The organism is Paenibacillus xinjiangensis, assembly GCF_059686975.1.
Window position 1 is genome coordinate 66,915 of the sequence record NZ_JCAALS010000021.1, and the last position, 20,631, is coordinate 87,545.

At 46.4% G+C, this 20,631-nt stretch carries 17 protein-coding genes and 1 pseudogene; 4 read left to right on the plus strand and 14 right to left on the minus strand.

The features are described from left to right. The first annotated feature begins 122 nt into the window (after positions 1-122). Positions 123-2,873, plus strand: coding sequence for a family 78 glycoside hydrolase catalytic domain (locus AC6ESP_RS20120; RefSeq protein WP_497098525.1), 2,751 nt, complete (start codon positions 123-125; stop codon positions 2,871-2,873). On the opposite strand, the gene AC6ESP_RS20125 is transcribed toward AC6ESP_RS20120, so the two are convergent. From AC6ESP_RS20125 to AC6ESP_RS20155, 7 genes are all read right to left on the minus strand, one after another. Next, complete coding sequence (locus AC6ESP_RS20125; protein WP_497098526.1) at positions 2,860-3,036, minus strand: hypothetical protein; 177 nt, start codon at positions 3,034-3,036, stop codon at positions 2,860-2,862. The genes AC6ESP_RS20120 and AC6ESP_RS20125 overlap by 14 nt on opposite strands. Positions 3,037-3,075: 39 nt before the next feature. Further along, a complete protein-coding gene (locus AC6ESP_RS20130) occupies positions 3,076-3,282 on the minus strand; it encodes a hypothetical protein (RefSeq protein WP_497098527.1) in 207 nt (68 codons plus the stop codon). Positions 3,283-3,391: 109 nt separating this feature from the next. Further along, complete coding sequence (locus tag AC6ESP_RS20135; protein WP_497098528.1) at positions 3,392-4,000, minus strand: TetR/AcrR family transcriptional regulator; 609 nt, start codon at positions 3,998-4,000, stop codon at positions 3,392-3,394. Positions 4,001-4,032: 32 nt separating this feature from the next. Continuing rightward, complete coding sequence (locus AC6ESP_RS20140; protein WP_497098529.1) at positions 4,033-5,256, minus strand: MFS transporter; 1,224 nt, start codon at positions 5,254-5,256, stop codon at positions 4,033-4,035. A gap of 293 nt (positions 5,257-5,549) precedes the next feature. Next, positions 5,550-6,227, minus strand: coding sequence for a ribose-5-phosphate isomerase RpiA (gene rpiA, locus AC6ESP_RS20145; RefSeq protein ID WP_497098530.1), 678 nt, complete (start codon positions 6,225-6,227; stop codon positions 5,550-5,552). 150 nt (positions 6,228-6,377) lie between these two features. Then, entirely contained in the window at positions 6,378-7,292 is a 915-nt protein-coding gene (locus tag AC6ESP_RS20150; RefSeq protein WP_497098531.1) for an aldo/keto reductase, read from the minus strand. 163 nt (positions 7,293-7,455) lie between these two features. Then, positions 7,456-7,665 (minus strand): hypothetical protein, encoded by a 210-nt coding sequence (locus AC6ESP_RS20155; RefSeq protein ID WP_497098532.1) that lies wholly within the window; start codon positions 7,663-7,665, stop codon positions 7,456-7,458. Positions 7,666-7,919: 254 nt separating this feature from the next. Between AC6ESP_RS20155 and AC6ESP_RS20160 the strand changes: the two genes are divergently transcribed. Further along, positions 7,920-8,789 (plus strand): sugar phosphate isomerase/epimerase family protein, encoded by an 870-nt coding sequence (locus AC6ESP_RS20160; protein ID WP_497098533.1) that lies wholly within the window; start codon positions 7,920-7,922, stop codon positions 8,787-8,789. 61 nt (positions 8,790-8,850) lie between these two features. On the opposite strand, the gene AC6ESP_RS20165 is transcribed toward AC6ESP_RS20160, so the two are convergent. Continuing rightward, on the minus strand, positions 8,851-9,432 hold the full coding sequence (locus AC6ESP_RS20165) for a hypothetical protein (protein ID WP_497098534.1): 582 nt from the start codon (positions 9,430-9,432) through the stop codon (positions 8,851-8,853). A gap of 24 nt (positions 9,433-9,456) precedes the next feature. After that, positions 9,457-10,365, minus strand: a complete 909-nt coding sequence (locus AC6ESP_RS20170) for an ArsR/SmtB family transcription factor (protein WP_497098535.1) — start codon at positions 10,363-10,365, stop codon at positions 9,457-9,459. A 168-nt stretch (positions 10,366-10,533) separates the two neighbouring features. Here AC6ESP_RS20170 and arfA point away from each other — a divergent pair, with 168 nt between their 5' ends. Beyond that, positions 10,534-12,042, plus strand: coding sequence for an arabinosylfuranosidase ArfA (gene arfA / locus AC6ESP_RS20175; protein WP_497098536.1), 1,509 nt, complete (start codon positions 10,534-10,536; stop codon positions 12,040-12,042). Between the two features lie 1,238 nt (positions 12,043-13,280). Here arfA and AC6ESP_RS20180 read toward each other — a convergent pair. Beyond that, positions 13,281-14,090: a phytanoyl-CoA dioxygenase family protein gene (locus AC6ESP_RS20180; protein ID WP_497098537.1), complete on the minus strand. Its 810-nt coding sequence runs from the start codon at positions 14,088-14,090 to the stop codon at positions 13,281-13,283. Between the two features lie 223 nt (positions 14,091-14,313). Between AC6ESP_RS20180 and AC6ESP_RS20185 the strand changes: the two genes are divergently transcribed. Continuing rightward, positions 14,314-15,120: a helix-turn-helix domain-containing protein gene (locus tag AC6ESP_RS20185; protein ID WP_497098538.1), complete on the plus strand. Its 807-nt coding sequence runs from the start codon at positions 14,314-14,316 to the stop codon at positions 15,118-15,120. Between the two features lie 83 nt (positions 15,121-15,203). Here the strand turns inward: AC6ESP_RS20185 and fsa are convergent, their stop codons facing one another. The 4 genes and pseudogenes from fsa to zwf all read right to left on the minus strand — a co-directional run bounded on the left by fsa (position 15,204) and on the right by zwf (position 20,347). Beyond that, on the minus strand, positions 15,204-15,875 hold the full coding sequence (gene fsa, locus AC6ESP_RS20190) for a fructose-6-phosphate aldolase (RefSeq protein ID WP_497098539.1): 672 nt from the start codon (positions 15,873-15,875) through the stop codon (positions 15,204-15,206). A 52-nt stretch (positions 15,876-15,927) separates the two neighbouring features. Then, positions 15,928-16,821, minus strand: a complete 894-nt coding sequence (gene gnd / locus AC6ESP_RS20195; RefSeq protein ID WP_497098540.1) for a phosphogluconate dehydrogenase (NAD(+)-dependent, decarboxylating) — start codon at positions 16,819-16,821, stop codon at positions 15,928-15,930. Between the two features lie 52 nt (positions 16,822-16,873). Next, a pseudogene (gene tkt / locus AC6ESP_RS20200) lies at positions 16,874-18,807 on the minus strand (transketolase). Between the two features lie 46 nt (positions 18,808-18,853). After that, positions 18,854-20,347 carry a glucose-6-phosphate dehydrogenase gene (zwf, locus tag AC6ESP_RS20205; RefSeq protein ID WP_497098577.1) on the minus strand — a complete coding sequence of 498 codons (1,494 nt, stop codon included), beginning with the start codon at positions 20,345-20,347 and terminating at the stop codon, positions 18,854-18,856. Positions 20,348-20,631 lie beyond the last annotated feature (284 nt).

Sequence of the window (20,631 nt, forward strand, 5' to 3'; positions counted from 1 at the left end):
TCTTTATTACAGGGTTATTTGGTCCTTACTCTCGGGTGTTCAACGCAAGCCCCTAGCTATAATTATAGTGTAACCATCAGAATAGCGTAAACATAAATCAATCTAGGAGGTTAGCTCTTCGAATGAATATTACTCAATTGCTGGTTCAATATTTACATAACCCACTCGGAATAGAAAACCCACACCCCGTGCTCAGCTATACTCTTGAGTCCGATCAGCAGAATCAGTCACAGAGTGCCTATCATATCTTGGTAGCATCAACGGCTGCGTTATTGCATGCTAACATTGGGGACTTATGGGATTCAGGTAAAGTCGTTCATCCGAATAATTATGCTATCGAATATGCTGGTGTACCACTTGCATCAAGGCAAGAAGCTTGGTGGAAGGTTAAGGTTTGGGACACGCAGGATATTGAATCCGAGTGGAGCAGCATGGCTTCATGGGAGATGGGGCTGCTTAACGAGGAGGATTGGACAGCAGCTTGGATTGGGCAAGGCGATTGGGGCGAATACAACAAATCAGCAGCACCTGATGTAGCCATTGACTTTCATGTGCCGGACTATAATCATATGGTAAAAGCTCGCGCTTATATTAGCGGTTTGGGCTTATTCCAAGCTAGTCTGAACGGACAGCGTTTAGATGATGCTTTTTATAACCCGGGTGAGAGCGACTTCTCTAGGACCGTATATTATGTCACGTACGACGTCACTCCATTACTGAGAGATGGCTCCAATGCGATCGGAATTAGAATCGGCAATGGGCAATATGTGAACTTCATCGTTAATCCCGTTATGATGCTGGATGCTGCTACCGGAGCGCCGGAGCATAGATATCAGAAAAACGACGGAGGGTATGTAAGAAAAGGCATTTATGGGGATAAAAAAACGATAGCCCAGATTGAGGTGACTTATGCAGACGGTCGAACGGAAATTGTAGCGGCTACGGACGACAAGTGGAAGTTAACTGACAGTCCTATCACGTTCAATGACTGGTATGGCGGCGAGGATTACGATGGAACTATGGAGGTTGAAGGCTGGGACAAGCCTGGCACCAACCGAACGAGCTGGATGAATGCAGAGGTGATGAAGAAGCCTCTAGGGCGATTAAAAGGGAGGGCCTTCAAGCCTGTTAAGATCATGGAGAAATTCCCAGCCGTGTCCGTAACTAAGCTGGCTAACGGCAATCTGCTGGTCGATATGGGCAGAAACGTAGCTGGATTCCCTGAGCTCGTGCTGCGGGACATGACGGCGGCCGATAGAGGCAGCACAATTCGCATGTATCCAGCTGAGATGCTGAAGTCAGACGGATCTGGCGTTGATCAGTCTTCTTGTACACAGAGCTGGTCTGAGAAATATCATTGTCAGATTGCGAACAGTTATAGGGTTAAAGGTACCGGGGACGAAACGTGGCATCCTACCTTTTGCTATCAAGGATTTCGGTATGTGGAGGTTACGGGATTTCACTGGGAGGCTAGCGTACGGAATTTCAATTGCTGCGTGCTAAGAGCTGCCAATGAGAAGACTGGCGCTTTTGAAACCTCTAATCCTGTATTGAATCAAATTAATGACATAACGGAGCATGCGATTGAGAGCAATATGTTCTTCTCCTTCACAGATTGTCCGCAGATTGAGAAATTAGGCTGGCTAGAGACCTCTCACCTTATGTTCCGCTCCATATCGGCAGGCTATGATATCCGTTCATGGATTCCGAAGATTGCACAAGATATGATCGATGCGCAGACAGACAGCACGGATATTCAGAATGGCGATCCCGAAGGCTTGGGCTACATCCCTGCTATTGCTCCTGAATATCAGCGTATTGTCGGCTTGCATAGAGATCCCAATTGGGGTGGTGCCTGTATTCTAACGCCTTGGGAGTATTATCAGGTTTATGGTGATATTGCTGTGCTTAAGAGCGCATATTCCACGATGACAAGCTATCTGTCTTATCTAGATACCCATGTGGAGAACGGTCTATTGCATAACTATGCGCAGATGGGAGATTGGGGACAGTTAAACGAACAGACGCCTATCGCGCTAGTTGAGAATTGTGCTTACTATTATTTGCTGAGCACGATGACGAGCATTGCTTCATTAATCGGGCATGAAGAAGATGCAGAGAAGTTCTCCTCTCAGGCTGCTCTTGTCCAGAATCGTTTCCATAGCAGCAAGATATGTTATCAGCCTGATACGAAGCGTTATGGGAACTCCAGTCAAGCGAGCTACGGATGTGTGCTGTTCAGTGGAATTATTTTAGAAGAAAATAAAAAAGGTGCGATTGAAAAGCTAATAGAAGCTGTTCAACTACGCGATAACCACTTATCCTCGGGCGAGGTCGGCTTGAAACAGGTCTTTGCCTCGCTTGGTGCTTACAAGCGCAATGAAATTGTCTATCACATGGTGATGAATGATACGCAGCCTAGTTATAAATTTTTCGTTGATCATGGGCTGACGACATTGCCAGAGTATTGGAATTATGAGGAGCTGTGGCTGGGTACGATGGTACGTTCGCGGAATCACGCGATGATGGGACATGTGAAGGAGTGGCTTACTAGTCATGTCCTTGGAATTAGAGTGGCTGCCCCAGGTTACAGGCATTTGATAATAGAGCCGGGGTTAACTGCAATAATCGAAAAGGCAGCAGGAACAGTAACCAGTCCGTATGGTGCCATTCGCATGGCGTATACCCGTTATGGCATGGGACTCAGCCTAGAAGTCAATATACCGGTAGGAACGACAGCCGCAATCGGAATGCCCTACATGGGTGCGGGAATATTATCTGAGAATTGTCACCAGTATACTGTAGAAAGACGAGATCAGACGTATTGGATTCAGAACGTCGGCTCCGGAAGTTACCATTTTACGATAAGCTGATTACTTTCTTGTAGTGCTCATCAATAACAAGAATCACAATCTGAACACTAGTCATAAGGGAAGCCATCTGTAAAGACTGAATAATAGGTGCACCAACGAAATAATACATCACAAGCCAAATGGCAAGAAAATAACTGCCTTTCTCTAGAGCTATTCTAAACATAGCATTAAGCCTCCCATCTAATGCGTTATCTACCAGCTTTCATTTGATAAGCTTTAAGATGACATAAGCCGAAATAAAAGAGATTTGAACAGAAATGACGATTGCTAGGATGACTAGTGCGCCACTATCTCCTTCAACCTTTAGAACAACAGCTAACACAACAAAGAGCACTGTTGCAAGCAGAATCTCACCAATGAAAAGGGCAAACAGCCTGAAGGCGCTCAACCTCTTTGAGTTTTTCAACATGCTCTCACCTCATATTCATTCGTTATATATGATACCAACAACAAGAAACGCCAGCATGGAGCTCTTGCAAAAGAAAACTTTTGCCAATGACCTCTCATGCTGACGTTCCTTATCCTTGCTGAGTATTAGAACCAATGCCATGAAGAAAGACTTCTATGGATCTCCGCGACAGCTGGAGCGCTTCCCCCTCGGTCAGCTTCCGGCACATCTCGCCAAGCCCCAGAACCAGACTCTCAAGAATTCGAGCTAACAGCTCCGCGTTATCTGACTTGAACTCCCCTGAATCCATTCCCTGCTGCAGCAAATTCTGATTGAACTTAATATGCTCAGCCTTCATGCTCGATACTCGCTCCTGGACGTCGCTGTCCACCCACTTGTTGTTATCAAAAAACTCATCTGCCGCTCTTGTTAGTGGATGGTTCAGATCACTTATAACCAGATGTTCAGCGAATCCGTACAGCTTGTCGGTTACGGTTGGGAAGAGATGCTGCTTCAGCGCCCATTGCTCCTCCCACTCCCGATTCCATTCATCTAATAAATAGAGGAACAGCCCCTCTTTGCTTTTGAAATGATAATATATATTTCCTTTGCTGCTCCCTGTTGCCGCTACAATATCCTCAATAGAAGTTGCCGCATAGCCTTTCTGCACGAAGAGAGCACGTGCGCTGTCAGCAACCCGCTTCTTCGTCTGCTCACTTTGCAGTTGTTTCTTATTCACTAACTTCACTCCGATACTGGCATTTATCTATATTATAAATGAGTATTCTGCTTGGCGGGAGTTTTTTTATAATTTCTACTCCAAATAATAGTGACAATTAAGCAAATAAATAGCACAACAGCTGCAAAAATATACGGTAAATCCACATTAATATCGAACAGCATTCCTGCTACCAAGGGGCCAATAATGTTGCCGAGACTTGTATAGGATGAATTCATTCCCGCTACAAACCCTTGATCCTCCCCTGCCAGCCTCGATAAAAAGGTACTGATTGTTGGACGCAATATGTCTGTCGCGAGGAAAATAATAAAGGTAACCGCCATAATCATCCAATAGCTGTGAACGAAAATGGTAAGATAAATGAACAGTCCCGCGAAAGCCAGACAGGTAAGAATAACTCTTTGCTCGCCGAACTTGTTCAATAACGCACCGAACACGGTTACTTGAACGAGAGCGCCTAATACGGTACCGAATGTAATGATAATGGCAATATCTTTGGGGGAGAAGCCATGCTTATGATCAACATATAGACTGAATACGGTCTCGAAGTTGGCTAAGCCAAATGCAAGTACGAATACGATAACGAGTCCGATAAAATATGGCGCTTTATAGGATTTGATGAACTGCTTCACCATCCCATTCCCCTTTTCGAACAATGGGCTGCTGCTTCTAGCTTTCAGCTGCTGTTCTTTACTTAGCGATTCCGGCAGAATGGCTATCGTAATGAGACCACCAATAGCTGCCGCCACAGCCGCTGTGAAGAATGGCACTCGAATCCCGAAGTCTGCGATGAAGCCGCCTATGCCAGGTCCGATGATAAAGCCCGATGAGATCGCTGCTGATAAGAAGCCCATCCCTTTTGCTCTTTCTTCCTTGGACGTGATATCGGCAACATAGGCCATTATGGATGGCGTTATGAAGGCTGCGCCGATCCCTCCTAGCAGTCTCCCGACGAGGAGCACCAGCAAGGAATCCGCAAGCCCGAATATTAGTTCAGATAAGGCAAATATGAATAAGCCTATAATGATCATTTTCTTTCTTCCGAATCGATCCGACAATCTTCCAGCCATCGGTGAGAACAAAAATTGTGTTACAGAGAAGGCCGCTACGAGAAACCCTAGTGCTCCTCCGCTTAGTCCCAGTTCATTCATAAACGCAGGCATGACGGGGATAACTAGTCCGATACCTACAAAGGCTATGAAGATGTTGAACATGAGCAGCAGCATAGCACCTTTATTTCTTGTTAATAATGACATGATGAAATTTTCTCCTAATCCATAAAGTTGAGAGCAAGATGAATAATTCTAGAATACTGAACGTTCGTTATATTTAATACATTGAGGTTGCCCTCCGTTTCTCTCATCTATACTGCCCACTAATAATACTGAACGTTCGTTCTGTAATATTAGCAGGTTTTCTACAGGAGTACAATAGTTTGGATTGTTGACTTTTCGTAACTGACCTCAGGTCATTACTGCTCCACTATCCACCATGCGCATACAAAAAAAATTGCAGCTCATCAATAGAAGCTGCAATTTCACCATCACTCTTACCCCTCGAAACCGATCAAACGAACGGAACCGTCCTTGTTGCCAATAATGACTTGATCCGCCATACCGGTAAACAATCCATTCTCCACTACGCCTGGAATTTGATTCAGGGCCAGATTCATCTGTGCAGGGTACTTAACATCCCCGAAATAACAATCGATAATGTAGTTCCCGTTATCCGTTACATATGGCTTGCCTTCAGCCATTCTCTGCTCTGTACGGCAAGGATACAACTTCTCTATTTGCTTCTGCGTCATCTGCCAACCGAACTGCACCACTTCGACTGGAAGCGGGAACTTTCCTAAGTGGTCGACGTACTTACTCTCATCTGCAACAACTACAAATCGGCGTGAAATAGAAGCCACCATTTTCTCTCTAAGAAGCGCTCCTCCTCCGCCTTTGATAAGCTCTAGCCTTGAATTCACTTCATCCGCACCATCAATCGTAAGATCGATTTCATCAATTTCATCTAATCCAACTAAAGGAATACCCAAGCTTAGCGCCAGCTTCTCCGTCTGAATGGAAGTAGGAACACCTCGGAAAGTAAGACCTTCTTTGCTCAATTGACCTAACTTCATAATCGTCCAGTAGACTGTAGAGCCAGTGCCTAGACCTACGATCATATGGTCTTGTACGAGCTGTGCCGCTTGTTCTCCTGCTGCTTGTTTGCCGTCCATGAATGTTCGCCCGCCTTATAAGTTGTATAAATAGTTACCTCGGCATCGTTAGCGTGAACGAGCCCACATCTATTGTAGTCTTAGGCTTCAAGTAATTCAATACACAATAGCACCTGACTCTACCGAACTGTCTATCGCCTGCTAACAGCATTAACGATGTGCCTCATACTGATTCGGCTTGCTCATGAGTTGAATTTGTTCATATTCCTCCGAGGTTAGCGACGGAGCTTCTCCTGCTTCAATGTTGCTGATAAGCTGCTCCAGCGAGCTCGCCCCAGGAATCGCTACAGCCACTGCTGGATGAGTCAGAGCATAACGAATCGCAAGCTTGGACAAGCTTCTCCTCTCGCTCTCACCACTCAGCTCAATCAGACTCCTATGCAGCTCGATAAGCTCCTCGCTGCTGTAGTTCAAATACCCTTTGTCCGCTCTCTCGTAGCCATGATCTGTCAGAATGCCTTTGGCGACTGGACCGCGTGCAATAAGGCTGATCCCCTTCTCTGCAAGCAGGGGCAGCACCGTCTCCTCGGATCGTCTATCCAGTATGCTGTATTGACTCATTACACTAACTATATTCGAACGCTGTGCGTATTCACGAATCACATTCGGACGTATCGAGGAAATCCCATAATAGCGAATGACGCCTTCTCTCTTCAGCTCCTCAAAAGCTTCGATTGTCTCATCAATCGGATCTTCAAGTGTCCCTCCATGTAGCTGATACAAGTCAATATAATCGGTTTGCAGACGCTCGAGGCTTTCTTTTACCGCTGATTTGATATAGCTCTTGGAGGGGTCCCACGTCCAGCCATCCTTGCCAGCAATAGTTCGATTGCCTACTTTTGTCGCCACAATGATCTCTGACCTGCGCCCTTTCATAGCTTCCCCTACGATTCTTTCATTGTTGCCATTATCGTACAGATCTGCTGTATCCAAAAAGTTGATGCCCTTATCTAGAGCTTCATGAATAAGTCCAATAGCCTTCGCTCTATCCGTTCCAAGTGACATACAGCCGAGTCCGATTTCACTAATGTGCAGGTCTGAATGGCCGAGCTGATTTTTCAACATGACTTCACTCCCTTTGTTCATCTATTCCAGTTGGTGTAGGCTTGTCTATTAAATATACGCCAATCCTGCTGCGAGAAGCTAGTGCCATCCAACTTACTGCTGTGCATGTGAACATGCCTAACGTATTATCCAAAATAAAAAGCACCGCTAAGGGTGCTTGCTCTTAATCGACTATAGAAATCTTAAAGGCACTAATATCTGATCTTTTCAAGCTGACGCAATGCTTATTGTCAGCAGATGTCAGATGGAGTGCAATAATATCTTCTCCCTGGAGGGTATGCGGATTAAAGATCAGATCAAATAGCTTTTCATGATATTCTTCAAAGGAATCGGGACTTTCTCGGCGGATTTCTACAACAGCTCCGCTCTTCATGTAATACACTTCATCGTACAAAATAGTGCTCACCCCCTTATTCGACAAATTATACCTAAATTCTGACATTTCATCTATGAGCACAACGAACTAGTCCCTCCGCCTTGTACATCCATATGAACGTTACTATGCAGCAGGATCGTATGATTATTAAGCATGATCGTTACTTCTTATTGCCGGCAAGTCCCTATATACTATAGCTCTAATGCACAGCTGCATGACATTCACACATCGTGACAAGGGGGACACTCTTAATGAATTCAATACATAAGCTGGATGTACAAATGTCTTGGTGGGGAATGACCTCATTAGGAGACAATGGCAGGCTATGGACAGCCGAGGAGAAGGTTAGACAGATAGCAGAGGCAGGCTTCAACGGCATTAACGGCTTCACACCAGCCCCCGAGACTGCCGAGAGCTGGAAAAAGCTTTTGGAGTCATACGGCTTAACCTTCAGTGTCAACGCCTTTCCGAAGACCCCCAGCGATATGGAGCAGGCTCTCCTTGCTGCCAAGCAATGCGGATCTATCAGTTATATCAATACGCAGGTTATGACCCCCTTCTTAACAGGAGAGGCCGCAGTAACGCTATTGCAGGAAATCAACCTCTTGTCCGAGCAATACGACATGCCAGTGTATGTGGAGACGCACCGTGGAACGATTACGCAGGATTTAATTCGAACCGTGCAGTATGTCAAGCAGCTAGCTAAGCTGAAGCTAACGATCGATTTCTCTCATTATGTTGTTGCAGGTGAAATGCATACGGTCTCCGATGAAGCAGAGGAGCACTTGCAGCTCCTGCTTGCACGTACCTCAAGCATTCATACGAGGGTGTCGAATGGTGAGCAGATCCAGGTTGATATCGGAGAATATGGCGAGCATTCCATGGTCCCTCTGTATAGACGCTGGTGGAAGGCTGGTATGCGACAATGGATGCAGCAGTCCGAACCCGGAAGCACCTTGCCTGTCGTTATTGAGCTAGGCCCGCCAGGTTACGCCATAACAACCGATGAATCCGCGGCACGCTCTAACGAAATCAGTGATCGCTGGCAGCAATCGCTGCTGTTCCAGCGGATGATTCGCTCGATCGGGAATGAGCTGACTGAGGAATACTCCGTTATATGAACGCTTACGTGAAGGCAGCTAATCGATTGCGATTAGCTGCCCTCTCCATCATAATTGAATGTTAAGGCGTCCACGAAGTTAAGCTATTGGGCCTGTTGTTAGACTCATACCAATGATAAAAACTTTCAAGATTACGTACATGGCCATCCAGAACGGACTGATAGATGTAAATGGAGGGATACTTCTCTCCGCGCAGCATCAGCGCTTCTTTGATTTCGATAATGGCTTCACGAGTCTCTACAGTAAGAGCATTTAACATGGGAGTCAGGAAATCTCTAGCGGTAGGGCCTGGATGGTTATCGGCTAGTAGCCACATATCTATTTTCCAAAGAGCATCTGAATGCAGGTACTTGATTTGAAAATATAGCCCCTGGTCGGCAGTGTCCATTGCGTTTTTGAATTTTATTTCTTTAATGTTAGGCAGCCTCGAGATAGCTGTAAGGATTGCAAAACCATCTTCAGCTTTCGGTTCATCACAGTAAACCTCAATATCGATGTCGGGGTTCACAACTAATCCGTATGCAGCTGCCCCTACGACAATGGGTGAACCTATTTGAGCTAATCGACTCAATAGCTGAAGTTCCTGCAAGATCACTTTTGCTTCTTCCAGCCGTTTGTCAGCGCGGTCATTACTGGTTTCCATTCCATTCCCCCACTATCATAATGTTTAATCCTCCACATAGTAGCTGCGTACGACGATATCCTGATCATAGTTGCCGAAGCCTTTGCCATACAGCGTTAGTCCGCCACGGCCGCGGGCAGTATCCTCAGCACTGATGCGCAGAGTCCATTGCTTGCTGTCGCCTTGAACATCATGAATAGTTACAGCTGATATTTGCTCACCATCAATGAACGTCCCCTTCTCATTAATGCGAATAACCTTCATTAATCCATATTGGTTCACATCCGTGTGCCACCATTCTGGAGAGAACCGTCCTCTCATCCTGCCGAAATCACCAGGACTTGTCCATACACCGAGCCGCTTATGATTCAGAGTAAATTCAATATCAGAAGGCCAATTGTCGTTCACATGCGGAGCCTCCGACCCGATCTCGAGCGAAATCTCGATTTCCGTCAGCACTTGATCCTTAAATAGATAATTAGGCACTTTATACTCTACAAATCCTCTAGCGAACCACAGAATTCCGGCATGAACGCGTTCCGGGTCCAAGAAATAGGTCGGGTTATCGTAATGTCCAATCATCTTCTCTGTCGTAGCCATACCGCATGTTGGTGTCGCTTCATAGTCTGTATAATGCCCGACAGGAATGGCTACCTCAGTGAACTTTCTAGTTGCTTCTGTGGAAGGCGACAGCTTGATTTGCAAATATTCCGTAGATATCGAGCAGTACTTGTAGGTTCCACCGTTGATACGCTTCATTTTACATTGGACAAGACCTGCCTTCTGCAGCTTATTCACATGCGTACTTACTATGGCACTGCTAAGATACAGCTGAGAGGCCAGTTGTTTAATATGCATTTCTTCGGTAAACAATAAGTCGATAATTTGCAAGCGAACCTCGCTAGCCAGCGCTTCATATACGTGAAGTGATTCTGAATTCGTTGTGAGATACATACGTAACACCCGCTTTTACAATTAGTAATTTACTTAATCCTGAACTTTACCATCATTCAGATATTGATTGTATATAGCTATTATGATAAAAATTATAGTATAAATCAATGAAACACCAAAAATAAGAATTAATTAATTAGTTAATTCTAAATCTGGAGGCAACACATCATGTCTAATAAATCGACTATGTTAATTGATAAGAACTTCAAGATCTCCGAAGTAGATCCACGTCTATACGGATCATTCATCGAGCATCTAGGACGCGCAGTCTATGGCGGCATCTATGAGCCAGGGCATCCAAGCGCCGACGAGAATGGCTTCCGACGCGATGCGCTTGAGGCGATTCGTGCGCTCAATGTTCCAATCATTCGCTATCCGGGCGGGAACTTCGTCTCCGGCTACAACTGGGAGGATGGTGTCGGTCCTAAGTCAGAGCGCAAGCGTCTTCTGGAGCTCGCATGGTGGACTACGGAGACGAACGAGATTGGCACGAATGAATTCGCAGATTGGGCTAAGATGATTGGCTCTGAAGTGATGATGGCTGTTAACCTTGGCACACGCGGCATTGATGCGGCAAGAAATCTGGTTGAATATTGCAACCACCCATCAGGCTCCTACTGGAGTGATCTCCGGATCTCTCACGGCTACCAAGAGCCGCATAAGTTCAAAACCTGGTGTCTCGGCAATGAAATGGACGGCCCATGGCAGATTGGCGCGAAGACAGCTGTTGAGTACGGCAGACTCGCTAATGAGACAGCCAAAGCGATGCGTTGGGTTGATTCCAGTATTGAGCTTGTTGCATGCGGCAGCTCCTCGAGCGGCATGAGCACATTCGCGGATTGGGAAGCTACTGTACTGGATCTGACTTATGATCAAGTCGACTTCCTGTCGCTGCACACTTATTACGACAACAACGAAGGCGACACGTCCAACTTCTTGGCCAAATCGCTCGATATGGATCAATTCATCTATAGCGTAACCGCAATCTGCGATTATATGAAAGCGAAGAAACGCAGCAAGAAGAAGCTCATGCTCTCTCTGGATGAGTGGAATGTATGGAAAACCGTCGGAACAAGCCGCAACTCCGATCTGTGGCAGATTGCACCTCCTGAGTTCGAAGATGTCTACAACATGGAAGACGCACTCGCCATTGGCTGCTTCGTCATTACTCTGCTGAAGCATGCTGATCGTGTCAAAATGGCTTGTCTGGCTCAATTGATCAACGTTATTGCTCCGATTATGACCGAGAATGGCGGCCCGCTCTGGCTGCAAACGACTTATTACCCTTATATGCATGCATCAGTCTATGGAAGAGGCACTGTGCTTCAGCCGATTATCTCTTCGCCGAAATATGATTCCAAGGACTTCACAGATGTTCCCTTTCTTGAAGCGATCAGCGTGCACAATGAAGAGCAAGGAGAAGTAACAATCTTCGCTGTCAACCGTCATCTAACGGAGGGTCTTGACCTGGATATGAACCTTCGCAGCTTCGGTGATATCAGCTTGATTGAGCACATTGTCATGGAGAATGATGATCTCAAGTCCTATAACTCCAAGCTTAACCCCGACAATGTAACCCCTCACAACCGCGGCAATGCTAAGGTTGATGCAGGTCATGTACATGCACAGCTGGGCAAAGCATCATGGAACGTTATTCGCCTCAAAATCAACGAGTAGAATCAAGAAATAAATTAGCAGCAAGAAATCACAAAATAGCGGTTCAGGGATTAACCCTGCACCGCTATTTTCAGAGTGCCAAGAAAGTCCAAGGGACTTTTTGGCACTTTTTTATTTGGTGGTTCTCGTGTCGTCGAAGTGAAATCGATCTAAAACGATCTGGGAGCTACTGGGGATTTTTCTACAGAATGCGGTTGTATGAAATGCAAAATAAGCGGACTTCTAGTGCCGTTTCTGCTAATTTGATTGCACTACTGGACCTCTGTCAAGAAAGTAGACACCCAATCATACATCTGACTTACTGGTTTGTCATACATCGATTCGAATAGAATCAGCGTCAGACAACCCACAGTACCGGCTCATAATGCTGACCTTTGTGCATCATTACATGATTCTAGAGCTCTCTTTCAGTTGATAATGCTGACCATTTGTACTACATACCATGTAGCTCCAACTCGCACAATAATCATCTATCTCGCGTGATGCAGACTGTATTTCATACAACCTTATGGCGATATATGAACAACAGTTTGCTATACACTGTACTCACTGCAACTTGGATTCCTGAAATTTACTTTTATACGCCAAAACAACAGATTTGGTTGTATGAAATGCAACCTAAACGCACTTCTCGTGCCGTTTCCACTGATTTGATTGTACTACATACAATGTAGCTCCAGCTCCGCGGGGGTTGAACAACGTAATGGAACAAGCGTTGATGACCGCCGCAGTTCAGAACATGAAAAAGATTGCTCTCCATCTTGAACGGAGGGCATGAATGGTGAAAACGCTGTAAACCAAAAGAGAAACCCCTCATTAAAAAAACATGAGTTTCTCTACATTCTGAAAATAGCGGTGCAGGATTAACCCCTGCACCGCTATTTTTGTGAATAATGATATGAAGATACTCGACCTCAAGGTCAACTTTTTGCAAGGCCCGAAGCAGGAATCTGCGAAACCCTCGGGTGTTTTTGATTCGGCCAGACGCACTTTCTGATTCATACATCCGTTGACCATGGTATATTCGTTTCGCTTCTTTTTGCTTGTCTATTTAGCTTGTAATTGACAGGTTATAGCAAACGGAGTCATTCGAATGATTCTGGAGAAGCGTCAGCGTTCGTTTTTGTGAGGGGATTCCAACGTTATTTCGTTGATTCAGGGGAATCCCCGAGCAATGACGATCGGAAGAACATTCGAATGCGCAGGCTGCTGTTTAACCCAGGGACTGGTCTATAAGATCAATGTGGATACAACGCTTCGAATTCAATGCCACAAGGTCCGCCATCAGGATTGTTCACCAGATCAACCTGAGTACCGTCACCTTTGAACAATGGACGATAATGGCTGCTAATATGTGTCGCGGATTCATTGGCATAATGACAGATGAATGCCCTTCTGAACCGATCCTTCGACTTATTCCGGTAAGAGCCGTGAATGAGATTGCCATTGAAGAACAGCACATCCCCTTTATCCATAATGGCAGGGAGAGCCTTCTCCTCTTTAGGCGGCTTCACGTAGTGGGTCGTGAACGACTCATTCGAATCGGCTAGCTCAGGACAAGAGATTTCATGCTGGCCTGTCTTAGGAACGACGAGCAGCCCGCCATTTTCCAGATCCGCGCTGTCAACGGCTGTCCAAGCTGCAATACAGTTGCCCGGCTCGACCTTCAGATAGAAATTATCCTGATGCAGCGCTTGGCCGCGTGAGCCTGGTGGCTTGTAATAGAACATGCTCTGCGCAGCCAATGCAGGCTCCCCATACAGATCGGCAAGCACATCCATAACAGGCTTATGCAGCATATATTTCTTAGCCGTTTCGTTGAATCGATGTGGGTGCATGACTCGTGGATACCTGCTTAGCGGATCACTAGAGCCACCGTCTAATTTCGGCTCAAAATACCCCGGCACAGGTGTCAAGCTAATCTGTTCGAAGGTTTCTTCGATCTCTGCCAGGTTCTCAGGTGAGAATAACCCCTTCACTATAATGTAGCCTTCCTTGTTGAACTGCTCCAGCTGCTCCTCTGTCAATACACGTCCTACTTGATTCATAATCGCTCACTCCTATAGCAGTTGTTGTTATTGATCTACTGTTACTGTTATCATAATCATTCACGAAGCTGTACAGAAGTAAGGACTCTGTCATAAACTATCTGGATTCTGCTATCTTGCTTATCAGGAGGAATCGATGACAAACCTGTATCCTTCGCGTTATAATGGTTGAAAATTATCGTCTACAGCTTCAACCATCATCCATAATAATGGAGGAAAACAATTGCCTACCTACGATACATTCCAGCATAGCAATCCACCTAACGATCGTCCCATCTTCGCTGGCCGCTTCAATGAATCCGACGAATATATGACTAGTCGTCCAGCTGGCATGAGCGATTGGCTGCTTACTTACACGGTAGACGGTGAAGGTTATTTCCTTACAGCCTCCGGTGAGAAGCGATGTGCAGCAGGAGATGTGACGCTGCTGCGCAGCCATATCCCTCATCAATACGGAACGGTGCCTGGCTCCCGCTGGAACTTCATCTGGGCACACTTCCCGGGTATGCCCGAGACGAGCTATTTGCCGAATGAGGAGGTGCTGGTTCAACCAATCGCGAACGGACATATCCGCAAGCGCATCTACCGTGCACTCCGCAGCGTGCTGGAGGACTCCCGTGAGCAGCGGACCCTATGGCATCCGCTATGCGAGAATGCGATTCGAGAGGTGCTGCTGCTCGTAGCTGAACGGCAGGTGAAGCAGATCGATCCGCGCATTGAAGCTACCCTCCACCTTCTATCCAGACAAATGAGGGAGCCGCTGCGAATCGAAGATATCGCCAAGGAGGTCAATCTCTCATCATCTCGATTGTCACATTTGTTCAAGAAGGAGACGGGCAAATCTATACTAGACACGCTGAACGGGATGCGCATCCATCAAGCTGCTCTGCTTATTGCCCAATCGGAGAGGACCGCCTCTGAGGCAGCGCTTGATGTTGGCTTTCAGAACTATAATCATTTCGCTGCGTTGTTCCGCAAGCATATGGGTGTTAGCCCTCGAATCTATCGGAACCGACTTACTCCCGATTAATCCTCTCTACACAGCAAAAAACCTTCAACACCACTGCAAGTGGGATTGAAGGTTTTTTGACTGAAATCTCATTTATGAATGAATTAAGAGAACTTAGGAGCTTTGGCCCAATCTGCTGCGAACTTCTCCATCCCTTGATCCGTAAGCGGATGCTTGCTCAGCTGTTCAATAACGCTGTACGGGATCGTCGCGATATGTGCACCAGCCATCGCTACGCGAGTGACGTGATCAGGATGACGTACAGAAGCTGCGATAATCTGAGCATCCAGATTGTGAATGCGGAACAGCTCAGCGATCTTCGCTACCAGCAATACGCCATCCTCCGAGATGTCATCCAGACGGCCAAGGAATGGCGAGACGTAAGTTGCACCAGCACGTGCTGCAAGCAGTGCTTGGTTGACCGTGAAGATCAACGTCACGTTCGTTTTCACGCCTTTTTTAGTCAAATAACGGCAAGCCTCAAGACCTGCAAGCGTCATCGGCAGCTTAATGGTAATATTCTTATCCCCGGCATTAATCTTAATCAATTCATTAGCTTGAGCTATCATTTCATCGGCGGTAATGGCATCAGGAGTTACTTCAGCTGATACCGATTCAACTTCAGGTACTAGCTGCAAAATTTCAGCGATTCGATCCTCGAATTTCACGCCTTCTTTGGCTACAAGCGACGGGTTCGTCGTTACACCTGACAATACACCCGTTTTATATGCTTTCTTAATATCCTCTACGTTCGCAGTATCAATGAAAAACTTCATTATCCATTACCTCCATTTATTATGTTCTATTCAATCTAGCGTTTCAGTAGATCTACTTCGTTTCTACAGCATGTCCGCCGAACTCATTACGAAGCGCAGCTACGACTTTACCTGTGAAGGTATCATTCTCTTGTGAACGATAGCGCATCAACAAGGACATTGCGATAACCGGAGTCGCCGCCTGTAGATCGAAAGCTTCTTCTACTGTCCATTTTCCTTCGCCAGAAGAGTGCATAATCCCTTTAATTTCATCCAATTTGCCATCTTTGGAGAACGCACGCTCCATAAGCTCAATCAGCCATGAACGAATAACCGAACCATTATTCCATACACGTGCTACTTTCTCGAAGTCATAATCGAATTGGCTCTTCTCAAGCACCTCGAAGCCTTCACCAATAGCAGCCATCATGCCGTACTCGATGCCGTTATGAACCATTTTCAAGTAATGGCCGCTGCCTGCTTTACCAGCATACAGGTAACCATTCTCTACAGATGTATCACGGAAGATTGGCTCAACGATTTCCCAAGTTTCAGGATCTCCGCCTGTCATGTAACAAGCGCCGTTGCGAGCACCCTCCATACCGCCGGATGTACCAACATCCATGAAGCTAATGCCCAGCTCTCTCAGCTCATCGTAGCGACGAATTGATTCTTTGTAATGCGAGTTACCCGCTTCAATAATGATATCGCCTTTGGACAATAGCTGTTTCAATTCACCAATTACATTATCCACTACACCATGAGGAACCATGATCCACAGAATTCTTGGCGTCTCGAGCTGTTGCACGAGCTCTTGCAGCGTGTGAGCGCCAGCAGCGCCGAAGCCTTTCATTTGATCAACTGCTGCTGTATTCAGATCGAATGCAACAACCTCGTGTTTGTTATCAAGCAAATTCTGTCCTAAGTTCATACCCATTTTTCCTAATCCAATTAATCCAACCTTCATGTGATTCCCTCCGAAAAATATATTTATGTGTGTTCGAAATGTTAGACTTAGCCTATAGCTGCTTTGCTTTCTCCACGATTGCTGCTGCCGAGAATCCAAAGTGCTCCATCACAGCATTGCCGTTGCCTGATGCACCGAATGTATCAATCGCAACAATTGCTCCTTGCCCGCCTGCATAGCGTTCCCAACCAAGCGATACGCCTGCTTCAATTGCAATACGTTTCGTGACAGCTGCCGGAAGCACGGATTCTCTGTAGCTGGCCGATTGCTTCTCGAACAGCTCCCAGCTTGGCATTGCAACGACACGTACGGACTTATTCTCCTGCTCTAGAGCGGCTTGTGCTTGAAGCGCAAGAGATACCTCAGAGCCTGTTCCGATTAGTATGACCTCAGGCTTGTCATTCGTCTCAGACAATACATATGCTCCTGCTGCAAGCTGCCCCACATTCGCCTTCGTAGCTTCTAGCACAGGAAGGTTCTGACGGCTAAGCACAAGCGCAATTGGACCATCTGTTTGCTGTAAGGCGTAAGCCCAAGCATTGGCTGTCTCATTCGCATCACTTGGCGAATGACTGTCAGTCCAGGAATCGCACGTAGGGCAGCAAGCTGCTCGACTGGTTCGTGTGTAGGACCATCTTCGCCGACTGCAATAGAGTCATGCGTGAATACATACGTAACAGGCAGCTTCTGAATGGCAGCTAGTCGAATCGATGGACGCAAGTAATCATTAAATACGAAGAACGTACTAACGAATGGCTTAACGCCTCCATGAAGCGCCATACCATTGCCTGCTGCGCCCATTGCATGCTCACGAACGCCGAAGTAGATGTTGCGGCCACTGTAGGTTTCAACAGCGAACGTTGGGTCACCTACAATATCAGTCATCGTTGAATGAGACAGATCCGCGCTTCCGCCGAATATGGAAGGAACGATCTTCACAAAATGATTGATCGCCTCTCCGCTCGCAACACGAGTCGATATCGACTTCGATGCATCGAATGTCAGCATATCCTCTGCATTCAGCAGCACTTTGCCAGAGACAGCATTCGCCAGCTCCTTGCCCAGCTCCGGATGCGCAGCTTCATAAGCAGCGAGCAGCTCATTCCATTTCGCTTCTTCACCTGCTCCAGCTTGCTTCAATTGCTCGAAATGAGCTTTTACTTCAGCAGGTACATAGAAGTTCTCGCTGTAGTTCCAGCCATAAGCATCCTTCGTTGCTCTTGCTTCCTCTTCGCCAAGCGGATTGCCGTGCGCTTTATTCGTACCAGCAACCTTCGGACTTCCGAAGCCGATGACCGTCTTGATCTCAATAAGAGTAGGCTGCTCGGTATGAAGCTTAGCCGCTTCAATCGCCTTCGCGATAGCCTCAATGTCATTGCCATCTTCAACGAGCAGATACTGCCAGTTCGCAGATTCTGTTCTCTTCTGAATGTCTTCAGAGAAGGAGAGGTTCAATTCACCATCAAGTGAAATCGCATTGGAGTCATACAGTGTAATCAATTTACCAAGCCTCATGTGACCAGCCATGGACATGCTCTCGTAAGAGATACCTTCCATTAGACAACCGTCACCCACAAGCGTGTACGTATAATGATCAACGACCGGATATCCTTCACGGTTAAACTTCGAAGCCAGATGCGCCTCAGCCATTGCTACACCTACTGCCATAGCAATACCTTGACCCAGTGGGCCGGTCGTTGCTTCAACACCATCGGTATGACCAACCTCCGGGTGACCCGGAGTCAGACTGTTCAGCTTGCGGAACTGCTTCAGATCATCGATAGATACTTGGTAGCCAGTCAGGTGAAGCAGGCTTTACAGCAAGCTCGAGCCATGCCCAGCGGACAGGATGAAGCGATCCCGGTTGAACCACTGTGAATGACCAGGATTATGCTTCATATGCTTCGCCCACAGCGCATAAGCCATAGGCGCGGCGCCCATCGGCAGACCCGGATGTCCCGAATTTGCCGCATTAATAGCGTCAATCGACTACGTACGAATCGTGTTAACCGCTAGCTGCTCAATCACATCATTAGTAGACATATTGTTCTCCTTTTACTTCTGAATTAACAGCCTCTTCTTCATCCAACCACCATTTGTGATCGCCAAGAAGCGTATGTGCGGCTGCCGGTCCGTAGGAGCCTGCTGCATAAGAATGTATAGGCATCTTCCCTTGCTCGATTAGATCGAGAATCGGTTGAACCCATTTCCATGACAATTCCACTTCATCCCAATGAGCAAAGAAGGTCGCATCACCGCGCATGGCATCATAGATCAGGTTCTCATAAGCTTCCGGAACATCCTCATTGGAGTGGAAATGAATCGGAACAGGCTTGAACTTGCCTTCATGCAGCGGATCTTTGCTGTTCAATTGAAGTGTAATGCCTTCATTCGGACTGATCTCAATGACCAGCAGATTCGGGAAGGCCGTCGCATCCTCAGGATGAGGAATTTGCTTCAATGGCTCTTTGAACTCTACAACAATCCGTGTAGACTTCTCTTTCATTCTTTTGCCTGTACGAATATAGAACGGAACATCATTCCAATAATGATCATCGATCCACAGCTTGGCAGCAATGAACGTATCATTCGTTGATGCTGCTGGAACACCCGGCTCATCTGTATAACCAACAACCGGCTGGCCTTTCATCTCACCTGCTCCGTATTGACCAAGTACAATGTTCGATGTGATATCAGCAGCCAGCAATGGCCGCAGTGATTCCATGACCATTTTCTTTTTCTGACGAACATCCTCAGGCGTGCTGCGCTTCGGAAGCTGCATTGCTGTCATCATCAGCACTTGAAGCATGTGATTCTGGAACATGTCGCGAAGCGCCCCAGAGTTATCATAATAACCGGCACGATCCTCGACGCCGACTGTTTCGCTCGCTGTGATCTGAACATTATCGATATAACGGTTCGACCAGATCGCACGAATAACCGGATTCGCATTCTCCAGCACTTCAAGGTTCTGAACCATCGGCTTGCCAAGATAATGATCGATTCGATAAATCTCTTCCTCCACAAAAGCTTCACTAAGCTTCGCGTTCAATTGTCTAGCGGATTCCAGATCTCTGCCGAATGGCTTCTCAATAATGAGTCGCTTCCAGCCTGCTGTCTGGCCTAGTCCGCTGGCGAGAATATTGGAAGAGATCGTCTCGAAGAATTCAGGCCCTACAGATAAGTAGAACATCCGGTTCTGTGGAATGTTCAATTCTTCTTCACGCTGCTTCACAAGCTCTAGCAGTTTGCGGTAATCTTCAACATTACCTACATCTAACACGCTATAGCGAAAAGCACTCAGGAACGCCTGCAGCTTCGCAGAGTCACCGACTGCTCGTCTTGAGAAGGTATGTAGCGATTGCTCCACATTCTTCTGAAAAGCGTCGTCCGTTACCATTCTTCTGCCTAGTCCTATCACGGAGAAAGAGCTTGGCATCTTCTGTTCAAGATATAAATTATATAAGGCAGGGTATATTTTGCGTTTGGCCAAATCCCCTGTCGCACCAAACAAAACAAAGGTCATATCCACGTTAGTTCCTCCTGCAAATAGGTTACTTTTAATCACCAGTTCACTTTCCGTTCACAATCATACTTCTAGAATTTCTATACGTCAATACGATATTGTCGATATTGTGACTATGATTCTATGCTTTATTTGCAAGGGTTTAATGTGATATTGTTATGTAACAGCTTACATTACCTTTAATGATAATCTGTTGATATTAAATAACCTGTATACTTCATTGATTCATTTAGAAAGCGGTTGCACAATGCGGATATGAGGTTTACTATGGTAAAAGGGGGTGG

Excerpts from the sequence above, each read along its gene's own strand:
- AC6ESP_RS20120 (WP_497098525.1), top strand. The coding sequence starts at position 123 with ATGAATATTACTCAATTGCTGGTTCAATATTTACATAACCCACTCGGA.
- fsa (WP_497098539.1), bottom strand. The coding sequence starts at position 15,875 with ATGAAGTTTTTCATTGATACTGCGAACGTAGAGGATATTAAGAAAGCA.
- AC6ESP_RS20150 (WP_497098531.1), bottom strand. The coding sequence starts at position 7,292 with ATGTTGAAAAATCAGCTCGGCCATTCAGACCTGCACATTAGTGAAATC.
- AC6ESP_RS20160 (WP_497098533.1), top strand. The coding sequence starts at position 7,920 with ATGAATTCAATACATAAGCTGGATGTACAAATGTCTTGGTGGGGAATG.
- AC6ESP_RS20180 (WP_497098537.1), bottom strand. The coding sequence starts at position 14,090 with ATGAATCAAGTAGGACGTGTATTGACAGAGGAGCAGCTGGAGCAGTTC.
- gnd (WP_497098540.1), bottom strand. The coding sequence starts at position 16,821 with ATGAAGGTTGGATTAATTGGATTAGGAAAAATGGGTATGAACTTAGGA.
- AC6ESP_RS20140 (WP_497098529.1), bottom strand. The coding sequence starts at position 5,256 with ATGTCATTATTAACAAGAAATAAAGGTGCTATGCTGCTGCTCATGTTC.
- zwf (WP_497098577.1), bottom strand. The coding sequence starts at position 20,347 with ATGACCTTTGTTTTGTTTGGTGCGACAGGGGATTTGGCCAAACGCAAA.
- AC6ESP_RS20125 (WP_497098526.1), bottom strand. The coding sequence starts at position 3,036 with ATGTTTAGAATAGCTCTAGAGAAAGGCAGTTATTTTCTTGCCATTTGG.
- AC6ESP_RS20165 (WP_497098534.1), bottom strand. The coding sequence starts at position 9,432 with ATGGAAACCAGTAATGACCGCGCTGACAAACGGCTGGAAGAAGCAAAA.
- AC6ESP_RS20130 (WP_497098527.1), bottom strand. The coding sequence starts at position 3,282 with ATGTTGAAAAACTCAAAGAGGTTGAGCGCCTTCAGGCTGTTTGCCCTT.
- rpiA (WP_497098530.1), bottom strand. The coding sequence starts at position 6,227 with ATGGACGGCAAACAAGCAGCAGGAGAACAAGCGGCACAGCTCGTACAA.
- AC6ESP_RS20155 (WP_497098532.1), bottom strand. The coding sequence starts at position 7,665 with ATGAAGAGCGGAGCTGTTGTAGAAATCCGCCGAGAAAGTCCCGATTCC.
- AC6ESP_RS20170 (WP_497098535.1), bottom strand. The coding sequence starts at position 10,365 with ATGTATCTCACAACGAATTCAGAATCACTTCACGTATATGAAGCGCTG.
- arfA (WP_497098536.1), top strand. The coding sequence starts at position 10,534 with ATGTCTAATAAATCGACTATGTTAATTGATAAGAACTTCAAGATCTCC.